The organism is Paenibacillus alvei DSM 29, from assembly GCF_000293805.1.
GTDB lineage: Bacteria > Bacillota > Bacilli > Paenibacillales > Paenibacillaceae > Paenibacillus_B > Paenibacillus_B alvei.
This window is the reverse complement of the sequence record NZ_AMBZ01000007.1, coordinates 77,897-93,761: the sequence shown is the minus strand read 5'-3', so window position 1 is coordinate 93,761 and position 15,865 is coordinate 77,897. Positions and strand designations below refer to the sequence as shown.

Sequence of the window (15,865 nt, the reverse complement as noted above, 5' to 3'; positions counted from 1 at the left end):
GCCAATCCCCCCTATTGATGTCGGAAAGAGCCTTCCAGAATCTCATAGCCATCCTTAGCCGATGTGTTTCCGATACGCTTAATTACCTCCACCGCAACATGCTCAGGCATAATCGATTCGTGTCGAGCCAACGGCATATTGCTGAGGTCAGTCCGCATTCGCGGAGGTCGTACAATCAAGAGCTTTCCCTTGTGCCGCTTGGCGACGGTTTTCGCCAGCCCTTCTATAGCGCTTTTGGCTGCAACATAATGCGGATAATCAGGCGGAACATCCGTAACGCTCTCGGCCGACAGCACAACACTCCAACCTTGCTTCGCAGCAACCGACTTTAGCCATACAGTTAATGGCACGCTGGTCAATCGGAAGCTGCTCGCTACGTATTGCTGCATGCGTTCCAGTTGCTGTACCTCCGTTGTCATCGGTAATATCGGGAGTCCGGCGTTAATTACCAAGATATCAGGCTTTCCAAACTCATCATCCCAACACTTCTGTAGTTCCAAACACCATACAGCATCACCGGCATCTCCTTGATATGGTCGTATGCTTCCACATCCGGCAGGTACCATCTCCGCCAGCCGCCTCATAGACTCTTCGCTACGATGATATATGGCGAGTACAGTAGCGCCCTGCATCGCTAAACCGAGCGACATTGCTGCTCCGAAGCCGCGGCTTGCTCCCATTACGATCGCTACCTTCCCCACTAGTGCCCGCGATCTCGGCAGCAGCTCTTCTATCCGATCTACTGTCACCTCAGCAACTGGTTCCCGCAAGAAGACATGAAGCTCCGATTCTGCAACTAATGTATCTTGCGATTTGAGAGTCGCACGCGCCCGCATTTTGCTGAATCGATCGTCATAACCAATGACTTCAGCATCATAATTGATCGCGGCATCGCCAATTACTGCCTGCTCCCGAAAATGCATCGTCAACTTGTTGCATAATGAATGCCTCCCCGGAAGTACCATTCCGGCAAGATACGTCTGCCACATGAGTGCTGCTGCCTGTGCTGCGCCTACACCTTTGTCACGCAGCTTCAATCTTTCCATCCATATGTCCAAGGAAGGCTGGAGCGGCCAGTATTCTCCGTTCACCTGACGTCCCTTATACAGGTCGCTTCCACTAAGCTCTATCGGTTCTTTACGAACTTTCGGCTGTGCCTCCATCCGGTTCGGTTCGCTAGGAGCGCCAGGCCGGAAGAATGCCTTTCCCTTTGCGGCTATTCGCTCGCCGTCATAAATTCGGAAATGACTCTCCTCCATAGACTCGCTTACAGTCTCGATGATGTAATCTACCTCGACAAACAACGGATGTACAAATTCGGCCGTAACACTCGACAACGTATATCCCTCTCGATCAGGGAGAGAAGATAAACAGAAGAGCTGCTCCAGTGCTCCATACACAATTCGTGCCCCATAAGGCGTCCGGTATGCATATGATGCATCGGCATGCAATGGGCTCCAGTCATGGCTGGCACGAGCAAACTCATCCAGATCCTCCATTGTAAAACGGATAACGGAACGCGTAACTTGTGCCATCATGACACAACCACTTCGTCTTCTCGAGTAATATAGGCAGGCCATTCCACACTCGCAACCTCGCATTTTTCACCAACCGCAATGCAGCCAATTGAGGCAAAAAACTGTCTAGCCGGCTCATTTCGTGGATGCTGCTCCACTTGCGCCAGCAAGCGCAATACCCCACGTTCAGCCAGCAGCCTGAACGTCGCTGCAACCATTGCTTCTTCAATTCCCCTTCCTAGTACGCGGCAGCTAAGGACAAAGGTATCCAACTCTGCCGTATCACCTTCCAACTTTACAAGCAACGCTCCTACGACTCCGTAATCGCCAAAACGATCCTTGCATTCGCATAACAGAGGAACATAAGCCGAATCTTTACAAACCTCCATCAGCTCTGATTCGTTTCTTCTCCGGCAATTGATATTAAATTGATTGGTCTTATTCACTAACTGAGTGAATCGTGCCATGTCAGTGGCTTCCGGTGTAAACAGCCGGGCATGAATTTCGAGTCCTGCTCTGTATTGTTCCGGTCCAATGGCATGACTCGCAGCTTCCCGCCGCTTTGATTCCTGCTCATAGTAAGCAGCACGTCCTAAATCCTCTAATGTCGGCGGAAGACGATCCAACGTACCTGCTTGCTGCAATACACGGATGGCCGCAGATGGATCGGTCGGCATCTGAATGCAGGAAACCTCTGGAATCGAAGCCTGCACCTCTGCGATTTCTACTGGATTATCATCGATAAAGACAACGCTGTTCAGTCCGAGTCCCAGCTCTACAGCGATCTGGCGCAAACTCTCTGATTTAGGCTGCCAGCCAACTCGCCAAGCCGCGATATGTTCCTTTTTCAGTCTCATCTCTCGACGCTTTTCAAACACTTCTATAACGTCCTCGTGCGCGTTCTTGGAGCATACAGCGATCAACATACCCGCACGGCGCAACTCCAGCAGGTAAGACTGAAAGTTTTTGAACGCTTCACCTTTCCCGTTGTCTGCCAAATCAATTCCCTCGACGCCATCCTCCCCGACAACGCCACCCCAAAGCGTATTATCCGCATCTACGGCGATCAATTTGCGAGGCGAAGACTTGCTTAACGTAATCAATTGCGCAGTGTTTCTGGCAATCGCATGGAACACTTCCTCCGTATATGGGATGCGGGCTAAGAAATACAACTGTTCATTGTAGAATTTCTCATATCCGAAGTGACGAATTACCTCTTCCGCGTCTACAAGCAGAACGCCAAGTTTGCGAGCTAGTTTTCGCCGCAGCTCCTCACGAACCGCTGTTGCTGCTGCAAACACCCCCTCAACATTATTGGCATCCCCGACACCAAGAGGACGACGTTCCGACACGGCAGGCAAGATATAAACAAGCGTAGATTGCCATCTCCTAGAGGCTTCGAGCGCAGCATCCGCCATATCAATGGCTTCTTTCACATACGAACCGAGATTATCCGCCATCGGTAGCTGCTGGCCTGCCCACAGATCCTCCAGACTCGGCCATACCACCATGATATCCGGTTGAAAGCGTGCCGTAATACTGTTATCATTCAAGCATTCCTGCACTACTTGATTGTATGGACTGATCAATCCTTCAGAGATGAGCCCGCTTTGCTCCAATGTAATGCCCAGATACGGTTCGAGCGGGTTGATCGTGAACGTAGACAAGTATGCAATCTTTACATTTGCAGGCTTGCCTGACTTTTTTATTTTTTGCCACTGCATGCGAAGTTGAAATAAGCTCACACTATCCCTCCTTTACACGTTGCCCGCAAGGGTCTCTACACCCTTCTGCTTGAGCATGGCTTTCACATCGCCAATCGTCTTCATCTGTTGAATTTCTTCGATCGTGAAGGACACCTCGTATGTCTCTTCAAGCGCTGTAATCAGATTAATATGTGCGAGGCTATCCCACTCCATTACGTTGTCTCGTCCTGAATCGTCGTTCAATTTCGCTTCAGGCACACCGGTCACTGCACTCAGAATCTCTTCACATCTCATACCAGTAACTCCTCTCGTTTTTGATTCCATCCTTCAAAATGATGCTCATCCAATGCCCATGTGTCTTTTAAGAAAGACACCATATCATCAGGATCTGTAGAAGTGCGCACAACTGTAATGCCTGAACAGCTTACGCGCACCTCTTCACAAAAAGCTGGATTGGCTCCTATATACAAGATTTCTTCCAGCCTGACCCCCTGATCGTTCGCCATTTCTTGCACTGCTGCCGAGATATGCTGGCTTCCGAAGCGCCAAGATGTTATGTGGCGCAGACGCAGCGGCATAGAAGGCTGATCCCGAAAGGCCCGAATCATATCGATCTCTGCATTTGCGCCACAGAGGCAAATCGGGGTTCCCCGCTGCTGCACATTCACGAAATATTGCTGGAGTAAGCTATGGTGCTGTCCAACTTCAATTTGTTCACCTTCACTGCTTGAGCCAGACCAGATTACATCATCACACTCTACGATTACCATGCGATATGGCAGCTTCAGAAGAGGGTAAATGTGTCGTACAGCCCATGTACCTATCACCGCGAAGTATTCTGAAGTATAAGGAACATGCCCCAATTCATCAGCATATGCATCGGTTGTCGTCAACGTTGGATATAGGCGGGAAATATCATGATGTGAGGTTACCGTTACGTTAGTTACACGGCCTGCATTATGTATCATCAGAGATGTCAGATTTTCGTACCATTCATGCTGGTGCTCATCCGCCTGTATTCGATCCGAAGACGGCAGGATCAGAATCTGGGTTGGGGCCTTATTCATACGTCGATAAGCCTCAAGCGTCTGGAACCATTCATCGACAAGCGCACAAGCTTGATCTGCTTCACTTTGGCTACTGTCCTGCAGCTGAAATACATCTTCCAAACGCAATAAAATTAAATTTATTCCTTCATGATTAGCAGCAAGTAAACTACGTGGATCGAGTAATTGCTGAAACACTTGATTGTAAGGAGCGAAACAGAGTTCATATGGCACCCTAAGGCGCTCCAGCCAGAATGATAAGGAATCGGCAACTAAACCGGATGTAAACGTTGATGAGATGGCTACCCGAAGTCGTAGAGGCGGGATGGATTCTGTCAATTGCCATATTGGAATGTGAGGATCAAGTGTATAGCGATGCAGCAAATCTAGTATATGTGCGGTCATGCCTTGGGCAATTTCCAGTTCCCGCTTTCCCGCCCCGTGTACAAAATGGACTTCAAGCGCGTTATCGCGAGTGTCTAACTTGACGTCCAATTCATATCCCAATAAGCCGTCTATCGTTTCATACAATTCCCACCGTAAATTTGCAGTGTGCAAGCTTGCGTCCGGAAAGTTATTCTTGGAAATGCGCACTTGATGACAAGGCGTTCCTGCCGGCAATTGTGCAATCTGTCTCAACAGCCGTGGATCTTTCTGCCGACGTATGGCTATATCTAAGTCATGATTTATTCGGAGTGCCATATCCGCAAGCGTTTCCGACTCTTGTATGCTTGTTTCGAGATAAGAGGTTCCTACTCTCCCGTCCGACATGGCCACATGGAAGCGATCCTGTCCGCTGTACCGGTAAAGTATAGTCAACACTGCTGCTGCTACAAGGTCTGATATATGGAGGTTGTGCGCCAAAGCCAATGATTCGAGCTTTGTGTTGATCGGCGGATTTACTGTACACGCTGTCCGTCGTGATCCTGCACTAGAAGCACTCGATTCCTTATTTAGCTGATGATTGGTGAATAATTCAAGCATTTCGAAGGTGTCTATGTCTTGCAGAAGCGAGAGCTCTTCCTCTAACGGAAGAGGAGTGAAGTCTGTTGTCGATGATTGGTATATGTAGGATGAAGTATCTACCTCAAGTGTGGAATAAATATGAACCAATTCCTGAATCAAGCGATATACGATTGGTCTGTATGCAGCAGCTTGCACGTTCCAGAGAAGTCTGTGTTCTTGTTCTGTTACTTTAATCAAGCACGGATGACGCAGATGTTGTCCAATTGGATCGCACTGCTCAGCTTCCAGCCTAAGCAACAGTTCCCATGTGTTTGGATCATAATTCGCAATTTCCAACTCTTCGAGCTGCACGTTATGAATGCCAATTGGCTGGTTTATACTGTCTTGGAATCCAGCATACTTATTCATTAGATGCCTAATGCTATCTTCAAGCAGCCGTGGATTTAACAAGCCGATAAGTCGAACCTCAAAGGTCAGATCATGATTCACATAGTCATGAGTATTGCAGCTAAAAGTCTGCCAGGCAGTTCGATTAGGTGCCGTATTGCTTCCTCTTTTCCCCTTTTTCTCTTGTGGGTTCAACTCGCATAAGGTCGACGATTCTACCACTTGCATGAACTCACTTCCTTTTTCATAAAGACATTAACCATTATCGTTAAATTACTGATCGGTTAATGCTATAAATAATATAGATCGATCAAATTTTAATGGAAATCATCCCACAAATTTGCGAATCGAATACAACATTTCTAATCAAGCAAGAGGATATCCTAGAATCTGATATTATTCAACTATTTATTTGCGACATATAATGCGTTTATTCGACCTTTGACTGATTTATTTGTCGATTTCTGGGATTCAATATTTTGACGATATTAAGAAAAAACGCATTTTCTTCGTTTTTTATGGCAACATGGTTTAATATAATTATTTTGTAAAATGCTTCTATGAATAGGGATAACGCCGTCGCATATTGGTATTACGTACTGCTTACATCCTAAAAGTAGCCTGGTCTTACATAAAATTAAATCACCTTCAAGAAAATGTTTTTTTATGTCGTAAAATATGAGGACAATATCGGATTTTTTTGTCGTCAACGAGAGCGATCTATTCAAAAGAAGTAAAAATGCAAGCCAATTCAGATGAGATTGGAAGTATGCCGTAACAACAATCATGGAACAGTTAAGGATGCGAAATATTAACAAATCTAAAAGTCTAAATGACCATTAGGAGTATCGGGAAGGTGAACTCCATCGTTTAGAGCAACCAGTTGGTAATTAATATAACTAAAGCCTCGATAAAAAACTCGCAACCGATATTACGTATTTGGTGAAAACACAACGACCGCCATCGTTGAGCAGACCATTCGAGACTACATTACCTCCAATAAATCAATTTGTATTCAAACGAAACGAAACAGCCAGTCGCCGATTAATTTCGACGCCTGGCTGTTTAACTTGCAAGTTGTTGTGTTCCTTATCTGATAAATGAGAGTTAGTCCCTAGAAGGCACAGCTTCTCCCTGCATGGATTACATAACTTTAACATCCTTGAACCGTGTTATGGCAGCAACGTCGATCCCATCAAATAACGGTCTACTTCCCGCGCTGCCTCACGGCCTTCGTTAATCGCCCAGACGACAAGACTCTGGCCGCGTCTCATATCGCCTGCCGCAAAAACTTTATCAACATTCGTGATATACTTGCCATATTGCGACTTTACATTCGTACGGCGATCTGTCTCCAAGCCAAGCTGCTGAATTAGGGTCTGTTCCGGTCCATCAAATCCGATTGCAATTAAAACAAGCTGAGCCGGAAATACACGCTCTGTCCCCGGAATCGGCTTATAGCTCTTCTTTCCGAATTCATCCACGATCCGTTTGATCTGCACCGTATGAAGCTCCTTGATATAGCCATTCCCATCACCGACGAACTTGGTCGTCATAATGGAGAATTCGCGCGGATCATTGCCATACAAGGCTTTTGCTTCCTCATGAGCATAATCTAATGTATATACGTTCGGGAACTGCGGCCAGGGATTGATGCTAGCATCTCGTGTCAACGGCGCCATCTCATGCGTGCCGAATTGAGTTACGCTGCGGCATCCATGACGCAGCGCTGTAGCCACACAATCAGTTCCGGTGTCCCCACCGCCGATGACGATCACATCCTTGCCCTTCGCATGAATGAACTGGCCATCCTCCAGCTTGGAATCCAGGTAGCTCTTAATCGTACCGTTCAAGTAATCCATCGCATAGTGAATTCCTTGCAAATTGCTTCCTTCGATTTGGAACTCACGCGGTTTTGTGGCGCCACCGCATAAAACGACAGCATCATGAGAGACAACTAACTGCTCTGCAGGTATGTCCTTGCCAATCTCCGTATTCGTCAAAAATTGAATGCCTTCCGCTTCTAGAAGCTGAATGCGTCGATCCACAACATGCTTCTCGAGCTTCATTGTCGGGATCCCGTACGTAAGTAGACCTCCTAAACGATCTGCCCGCTCAAAGACAGTAACCGAATGCCCTGCCTTGTTTAATTGAGCGGCACAGGCAAGTCCAGCAGGGCCAGAGCCTACGATTGCTACATGCTTCCCAGTTCGCTGAGCAGGAGGCTCGGGCTGCACCCAACCTTCCGCAAATCCGCGCTCGATAATTGCTTCTTCTATCGTCTTAATCGTAACCGGCTGGCCGATCAAACCTACCGTGCAAGAGCCCTCACAAGGTGCAGGACATACGCGCCCTGTGAATTCAGGGAAGTTATTCGTCTTGTGCAGACGCTCAAGAGCCTCCTGCCATAACCCACGATACACGAGTTGATTCCATTCTGGAATTAGATTGTGTACGGGACAGCCTGATGTTCCTCCCGTCATTTCAATACCAGTATGACAATACGGAGTTCCACAGTCCATACAGCGGGCCCCTTGCATACGAAGCTCTTCTTCACTTAAATGTTTATGGAACTCTTCCCAATCCTTCATCCGTTCCAAGGGATCGCGATCAGCCGGAATCTGACGGCGATACTCCATAAATCCAGTAGGTGTTGACATGCGATTTCCTCCATCCGTCCATCCGTATATTTGTACGAGTTAGGTTGATTGGTATTTCTATTCCTGTAATTGTTAATGTATCGTTTTTCATTGCACTCTTCGACATGTTATTTCAACCTATCCTACTCAATTTATACCTATATTCCAATGGAGTCATGAACAAATCATTTGCATTTCTTCACACAGCAGCAACTTCAACCTACTAGTTTTTCGATCTATTTTTCCGCAAATAGGACTGGAATTGGTGAGAATACGCATTCTTTTCATCCACAATGCCCGGCTGCTCCCATTCCAGCTCCCATACATGCTCATCATATACCGGAAACCGCTCGTCGCCTTCAAATGTACCCGAAATCCGGGTTACAAGCAGCTTATCCGCATGAGGCATGAAAAGATTGTAAATTTGTGCTCCACCAATAATCATCACTTCTTCATTTTGGGCAAGCTCAAGTACGGGATTGATGTCAGTAATGACCTCGGCATCATCCGTACGCCACTCCGAATTACGCGTCAGCACGAGATTGCGACGCTTCGGTAGTGCTCCATTCAGCGATTCATACGTTTTTCTGCCCATAACAACGGTCTTGCCTTTCGTATTCTCACGGAAAAACTTCATATCATTCGGCAGGTGCCATGGCATCCCGTTATCCTTGCCGATAAGCCGCTGTTCATCCATCGCCCATATCATCGTAATCGACAAATTCAATTCCTCCTTGGTTCGTTTGTTGCAGAGTCACAGAAGTCGAATGTAATCATTACGTTCGCTGCTCCTACACAGCTACAGGCGCTTTGATTGCCGGGTGATATTCGTAGCCTTCAAATTCAAAATCCTCAAAGCGATAATCAAAGATCGATTCTGGCTTGCGCTTAATGACCAGCTTTGGAAGCGGCAACGGTTCACGCTGCAACTGCGTGTTCACCTGCTCCAAATGGTTAGAGTAAATATGGACGTCACCACCGCTCCATATGAACTCACCTACCTCCAAATCGCATTGCTGAGCAACCATATGCGTCAACAGCGCGTAGCTAGCAATATTGAACGGCAATCCAAGGAATGTATCCACGGAACGCATGTTCAATAAACAGCTCAGCTTGCCCTCCGCAACGTAAAATTGGAAGGAATAGTGGCAAGGAGGCAGCTTCATTTGGTCGACCTCTCCTACATTCCATGCTGACACGAGCAAGCGGCGAGAATCCGGATTCGACTTAATTTGTTCAATAACATTCGTGATTTGGTCAATCGTACGACCGTCTTTCGTCTCCCACTTCCGCCATTGAGATCCGTAGACAGGGCCAAGATTACCGTTCTCGTCTGCCCACTCATCCCAAATCGTTACCTTGTTTTCCTTCAAGTAGCCGATATTCGTATCGCCGCTAAGGAACCACAGCAGCTCATGAATAATCGAACGAAGATGCAGACGCTTCGTCGTCACGAGCGGGAAGCCTTCATTTAGGTCAAATCGAAGCTGCCGGCCAAATACTGAGATAGTACCTGTCCCCGTGCGATCCTCTTTTTTCACACCATGATCCAAAATATCCTGCAACAATGCCAAATATGATTTCATTCTCTATCCACTCACTTTCCTTACCGTTCTGAAGTGTATCTTACCTAGTGTACCATTCCGAAGTAAAAAATCATCGGGTATCCCATTCCATTATCATTGTGTTGATTGTATACCAAGTTGCGCCTTACCTTAAGGTTACTTGATTCTCATTCTCTAAAGGAGGCAAAATCAAAAGCAAAATCCGGGCATATTATACCCGGATGCATCACCATCTTATTGCTGCCCTTCGAATTTATGTCCACATTCCGCACAAAAGCTAGAGCTTTTCTCACTTGCTACCTGACACACTGGACATACAACCATCACTTTTATTTCTCCATTTTCCATATTTGGATTATGATCTACAAAGTGATGACCACAACTCGAGCAAAACTTCGTATCTAATGCAGCAGGTTTACTACAAGCCGGACACAACTTCTCATTCTGCACGGTGCGAATTCGGTCTTCAATTTCCTGAATTTCGGCTTTCTTTTGATTGACCTGTTCACTAAAGAGTAACAGTTGATCACTTATCTCTTCTAATGACTCATTTTGCATGGCATGATATACACATTCTCCCATACGACTGTAAATGCCCGTAATTTCTTTTTCCTTTGAGGATATTTGAAATTTCAACCGATTTACCTCTATCGTGGTCTGTGCTTTTTTGCCTGCTTCCGCCGCACCTTGTTTTAATTTATCAAAGAAATTGCTCATAGTATCCTCTCCCCTCTCCATTCCGTAAATGTGTACTTATCATCAATACATTGGTATTAGTAATATAGAAAAAAAATCCCCTATTTATTACATTGATGACCTTTTACAACCAGTACCATTTACATCTCGGTAAAAAAAAGCCCCCGCAGCGCTGCTGCAAGGGCAAAAGCAAATCAATATATAAACAGAACCGTAACAGAACGTATACAGAACCCTCAGAGAGAGAGGGGATTACTTACCTACCGTGTGGATTGGGTGACCAAGAACAACTTCGGCAGCTTCCATCACGATTTCACCAAGTGTTGGGTGAGCGTGGATTGTAAGAGCCAAGTCTTCTACAGTTGCAGCCATTTCAACTGCCAAGCCCATCTCCGCGATCAAGTTCGATGCTTCAGGACCAACGATTTGAGAACCGAGAACGATACCTGTGTCAGCATCGGATACGATTTTCACGAAGCCGTCAACGCTGCCGCCGAGGGACAACGCACGACCGTTACCTGCATAAGGGAATTTACCAGCTTTCACTTTGAAGCCTTTTTCCTTCGCTTCGGATTCAGACAATCCTACGCTTGCGCACTCTGGATCAGTGAAGCATACTGCAGGGATGCACTTGTAATCTACAACGCTAGGCATTCCAGCGATTGCTTCTGCAGCCACTTTACCTTCGTAAGAAGCTTTGTGAGCCAATGCAGGACCAGCAACGATATCACCGATAGCGAAGATGTGCGGAATGCTTGTGCGACCTTGATGGTCAACTTCGATCAAGCCGCGATCAGTCATTTTCACACCGATCATGTCCAGACCAAGCTCACCGTCTGTGTTCGGACGACGACCAACTGTTACGAGCAAGTAGTCAGCTGTCACTTCTTTGGACTCGCCGCCAACTGTGAATTTCACAGTAACGTCTTTGTCTGTTTGTGTAGCAGACTCAGCTTTAGCACCAGTGAAGATCTCAACATTGGATTTCTTCATGTTTTTCGATACAAGTTGTGTCATGTCTTTATCGAAGCCAGGAAGAACCATGTCCGCGCCTTCGATAACTGTTACTTTCGTGCCGAACTTGGAGTACATTTGACCAAGCTCAGCGCCGATGTAGCCGCCACCGATAACGATCAAGGAATTAGGAACTTCTTGCAATTCCAAAGCTTCTGTCGAAGACAGGATGCGTCCAGTGAATGGGAATGGCTTCAATTCGATTGGACGGGAACCTGTTGCGATGATGCAGTTTTTGAACTTGTAGCGCGGTGCTTCTTGATCGTTGAAGACACGTGCTTCATTTTCATTGATGAACATGCATTCGCCTTTGAACACTTGAACTTTGTTAGCTTTCAACAAAGCGCCTACGCCGCCAGTCAATTTCTTAACTACGCCGCCTTTGAATTCTTGCACTTTTTTGAAGTCAACTTTTACGTTTTCTGCAGTAATACCGATTGCAGAAGCGTGTTGTGTTACTTCATATTGATGTGCCGCGCTAATAAGCGCTTTGGATGGAATACAACCGCGGTTCAAGCAAACACCGCCGAGTTCGGATTTATCTACGATGAGTACGCTTTGGCCGAGTTGGGCAGCGCGAATCGCTGCCACGTAACCGCCAGGGCCTGCCCCGATAACCAAAGTGTCAATATTCAAAGATGCGTCTCCTACTACCATTTCCGGTTACACCTCCATTACAAGCAACTCAGGGTTAGCAAGCAGTTGCTTGATGTAGTTCATAAAGTTTTGAGCTGTCGCGCCGTCGATCAGACGGTGGTCGAAGCTGAGGGACAATGCCATAACTGGCGCTGCCACGATTTCGCCGTTCTTCACAACTGGTTTCTCGGAGATACGGCCTGTACCCAAGATTGCAACTTCTGGGAAGTTGATGATCGGAGTAAAGAACATACCGCCAGCAGAACCGATGTTAGTGATTGTAATTGTGCTGCCTTTCAATTCGTTCGGGCCAAGTTTGCCTTCGCGACCACGGCTAGCCAAGTCTTTAATATCATCAGCGATCATCCAGATGCTGCGACGATCTGCATCATTGATAACAGGAACGATCAAGCCATTGTCTGTATCTGTTGCAATACCGATGTTGTAGTATTTTTTGTACACGATTTCGTTGTTTGCTTCGTCGATCATTGCGTTCATCGCAGGGAATTGACGGCAAGCTGCAACGAGTGCTTTTACGATGAATGGAAGGTAAGTTACTTTTATACCTTTCTTCTCCATCATTGGCTTCAAGCGTGTGCGGAAAGCAACAAGCTCGCCAACTTCCACTTCGTCCATGATTGTAACGTGTGGAGCTGTATAAGCCGATTTAACCATTGCATTGGAGATCGCTTTGCGGATACCTTTGAATGGTACGCGCTCTTCTTCAGCTGCACGCCCTGTTGCAGGTGCTGCTGGTGCTGCTGTTTTCGCTTCTTCTGCTTTTGGTGCTGCAGCTGCTGCTGGTGCTGCAGGTGCTCCGCCGTTAGCGAATGCATCTACATCTTCACGAGTGATTTTACCGTTCTTGCCTGTAGCAGGAACTTCAGCAATGTTCACGCCAAGATCGCGAGCATGCTTGCGAACGCTTGGAGTTGCAAGAACATCACGGTTAGGTGCTGTTGCTACGCCTTCAGCTTTAGGAGCTTCAGCTGCTGCTGGTGCAGGAGCTGCTTCCTCTTGAGCTGCTTCTTCTGGCATATCTTGCTCAGGAATGTCACCTTCAGCGTCGATGATCGCTACAACTTCGCCCATGTGGCATACTTGACCATCTTTCGCGAATACTTCCAATACCGTACCATTTACAGGGCAAGGAACTTCAACGATAGCTTTATCGTTTTGTACTTCCATGATGATGTCATCATCAGTTACCTTGTCTCCTGCTTTAATGTGCATTTTAATAATTTCGCCTTCGTGAAGGCCCTCCCCTAGTTCAGGGAAGCGATACTCAAATTTAGCCACAGTAAAATCCTCCTTCTACTCTCTGTTCGGTTCTCTCTTAGAAGTTCAATACTTTATTGACGCCATCTACGATGCGAGCTGGTGTAGGCAACCATTGATCTTCGATTTGTGCGAAAGGATACACTGTATCTGGACCTGCAACGCGAAGTACAGGTGCTTCCAAGTGAAGAATCGCTTTTTCGTTGATTTGCGCAATAACCTCTGCAGCTACGCCGGAAGTTTTTTGTGCTTCTTGTACAACGATTGCGCGGTTCGTTTTCTTGATGGACTCAACGATTGTGTCGATATCAAGCGGCGCCAAAGTGCGAAGGTCGATTACTTCTGCTTGTACGCCTTGCTTTTCAAGCTCAGCAGCAGCTTTCATTGCTGTATGAACCATCAAGCCGTATGCAAGAATTGTTACGTCTTTACCTTCACGAACAACTTTTGCTTTACCGATCTCAACTGTATATTCGCCTTCTGGCACTTCATCACGGAACGCATGGTACAGGTTCAAGTGTTCCATGAAGAATACTGGATCATTGTCACGGATTGCGGAAATCATCAATCCTTTTGCATCGTAAGGATTGGAAGGAACAATAACCTTGATACCAGGAGTTTGTACCATCAATCCTTCTAGCGAGTCAGTGTGCAATTCTGCAGCTTTTACGCCGCCACCAAATGGTGTACGGAATACGATTGGCGCATTGTAGCGGCCGCCGGAACGGAAGCGCATGCGTGCTGCTTGAACGCACATTTGGTCAAGTGCTTCATAGATGAAACCTACGAATTGGATTTCAGCAACAGGACGGAAGCCTTGAACACCAAGACCTACTGCCAAACCGCCAATTGCGGACTCCGCAAGCGGTGTATCGAATACACGCTCTTCACCAAATTCTTTTTGCAAACCTTCAGTCGCACGGAATACACCGCCGACATGGCCAACGTCTTCCCCAAAGACCACAACATTAGGGTCTCGTTTCAACTCAACGCGCATTGCGTCGCGAATCGCTTCTTTCATATTCATTTGTGCCATTGCTTCGTTTCCTCCTTACCGTTATCACAGAACCTTATATGGATTCGTTGTCCTCGCATCAATACGAGTCCCGTTAACTTTCAGATCGCTGTCCGAATTATTGGAAATCTGCTTTTTGCTCTTCCAAGAATTTCGGAGTTGTTTCGAACATGCTGTCGATCAAACCTGAAACAGTCATTTTCTCTGTCTTTTCAGCACGTTTGATTTCTTCGTTCACTTTTGCTTTTGCTTCATCTTTTACGCGAGCTGTGTCTTCTTCTGTCCAAAGACCTTTTTTCTCCAAGTATTTGCCGAAGCGCACGAGTGGATCTTTGATTGCCCATTCTGCTTCTTCGTCTTTTGTACGATATTTTGTAGTATCGTCCGCCATGGAGTGTGGACGGTAACGGTAAGTCAACGCTTCGATCAATGTTGCGCCCTCACCTTTACGTCCGCGTTCTGCAGCGATTTGAACAGCCTTGATAACGGCAAGTACGTCCATGCCGTCTACTTGCATGCCATGGATACCTGCTGCAACGGATTTGTGAGCGATCGACTTCGCATTTGTTTGTTTCGCAAATGGAGTTGTGATGGCATAACCGTTGTTTTGTACGAAGAAGATAACTGGCAAGTTGAATGCGCCTGCGAAGTTCAAGCCTTCGTAGAAGTCGCCCTCGGAAGAACCGCCGTCACCTGTGTATGTGATTGCAACTTGTGCTTGCTTTTTCAATTTGAAGCCCATAGCAATACCCATCGCGTGCAGGATTTGCGCACCGATGATGATTTGCGGCATCATTACGTTAACGCCTTCTGGAATTTGTCCACCATGTTGATGTCCACGGGAGTACAAGAATGCTTGGTACAATGGCAATCCGTGCCATACGATTTGCGGCATGTCACGATATGCTGGCACAACAAAGTCTTCTTTTTGCAAAGGATATACACTACCTACCATAGAAGCTTCTTGACCGGATACAGGTGCATAGAAACCAAGGCGGCCTTGACGACCGAGGTTGATTGCGCGATCATCCCATGTACGTGTAAATACCATACGGTACATGATTTCTTTCAATTGTTCGTCAGTCAGATCCGGAACCATATCCGGGTTAACAATTTCTCCTTCCGGAGACAAAACGGACAACGGTTGAATATCTTCCGTCTGAACTTCAAATGGGAACTTGCTCATGTTTTTCACCTCAATAAAAGTTTGAAGATTTTGTTTCGCTGTTATAGAATTATTATACACCTGTTTTAGTCGATTGGTCAAAATAAAACGCGAAAAAAGTGAACATTTTGTTGAATTGTTGTTATAACAGCTCTTATTTTTGACTATAACAGGGTGTTACAAATTTGTGAACTCACTCACATACTCGATACTTGTTCGCGGAACATTATATAGT

At 46.4% G+C, this 15,865-nt stretch carries 12 protein-coding genes; all 12 read right to left on the bottom strand.

Annotation, left to right across the window (positions count from 1 at the left end; translation table 11 throughout):
• Positions 1-11 precede the first annotated feature (11 nt).
• Positions 12-1,538, bottom strand: coding sequence for an SDR family NAD(P)-dependent oxidoreductase (locus PAV_RS32585; protein WP_005549933.1), 1,527 nt, complete (start codon positions 1,536-1,538; stop codon positions 12-14).
• Positions 1,535-3,262, bottom strand: a complete 1,728-nt coding sequence (locus PAV_RS32580) for an HAD-IIIC family phosphatase (protein WP_005549932.1) — start codon at positions 3,260-3,262, stop codon at positions 1,535-1,537. The genes PAV_RS32585 and PAV_RS32580 overlap by 4 nt, the downstream gene beginning before the upstream one ends.
• Before the next feature lie 12 nt (positions 3,263-3,274).
• A complete protein-coding gene (locus PAV_RS22000) occupies positions 3,275-3,517 on the bottom strand; it encodes an acyl carrier protein (protein WP_005549931.1) in 243 nt (80 codons plus the stop codon).
• Positions 3,514-5,850, bottom strand: coding sequence for a hypothetical protein (locus PAV_RS21995; protein WP_005549930.1), 2,337 nt, complete (start codon positions 5,848-5,850; stop codon positions 3,514-3,516). The genes PAV_RS22000 and PAV_RS21995 overlap by 4 nt, the downstream gene beginning before the upstream one ends.
• A 944-nt stretch (positions 5,851-6,794) precedes the next feature.
• Positions 6,795-8,282, bottom strand: a complete 1,488-nt coding sequence (locus PAV_RS21990; RefSeq protein ID WP_005549929.1) for a glutamate synthase subunit beta — start codon at positions 8,280-8,282, stop codon at positions 6,795-6,797.
• A 202-nt stretch (positions 8,283-8,484) separates the two neighbouring features.
• Positions 8,485-8,982, bottom strand: coding sequence for a dihydrofolate reductase (locus PAV_RS21985; protein WP_005549928.1), 498 nt, complete (start codon positions 8,980-8,982; stop codon positions 8,485-8,487).
• A gap of 70 nt (positions 8,983-9,052) precedes the next feature.
• Positions 9,053-9,847: a thymidylate synthase gene (gene thyA, locus PAV_RS21980; RefSeq protein ID WP_005549927.1), complete on the bottom strand. Its 795-nt coding sequence runs from the start codon at positions 9,845-9,847 to the stop codon at positions 9,053-9,055.
• Positions 9,848-10,060: 213 nt separating this feature from the next.
• Positions 10,061-10,543 (bottom strand): zinc ribbon domain-containing protein, encoded by a 483-nt coding sequence (locus PAV_RS21975; RefSeq protein WP_005549926.1) that lies wholly within the window; start codon positions 10,541-10,543, stop codon positions 10,061-10,063.
• A 231-nt stretch (positions 10,544-10,774) separates the two neighbouring features.
• Positions 10,775-12,193 carry a dihydrolipoyl dehydrogenase gene (lpdA, locus tag PAV_RS21970; protein ID WP_005549925.1) on the bottom strand — a complete coding sequence of 473 codons (1,419 nt, stop codon included), beginning with the start codon at positions 12,191-12,193 and terminating at the stop codon, positions 10,775-10,777.
• 6 nt (positions 12,194-12,199) lie between these two features.
• Positions 12,200-13,471: a dihydrolipoamide acetyltransferase family protein gene (locus PAV_RS21965; RefSeq protein ID WP_005549924.1), complete on the bottom strand. Its 1,272-nt coding sequence runs from the start codon at positions 13,469-13,471 to the stop codon at positions 12,200-12,202.
• Positions 13,472-13,508: 37 nt separating this feature from the next.
• Entirely contained in the window at positions 13,509-14,486 is a 978-nt protein-coding gene (locus tag PAV_RS21960) for an alpha-ketoacid dehydrogenase subunit beta (RefSeq protein ID WP_005549923.1), read from the bottom strand.
• Positions 14,487-14,583: 97 nt separating this feature from the next.
• Positions 14,584-15,651 (bottom strand): pyruvate dehydrogenase (acetyl-transferring) E1 component subunit alpha, encoded by a 1,068-nt coding sequence (gene pdhA, locus PAV_RS21955; protein ID WP_005549922.1) that lies wholly within the window; start codon positions 15,649-15,651, stop codon positions 14,584-14,586.
• Between the last annotated feature and the right edge of the window lie 214 nt (positions 15,652-15,865).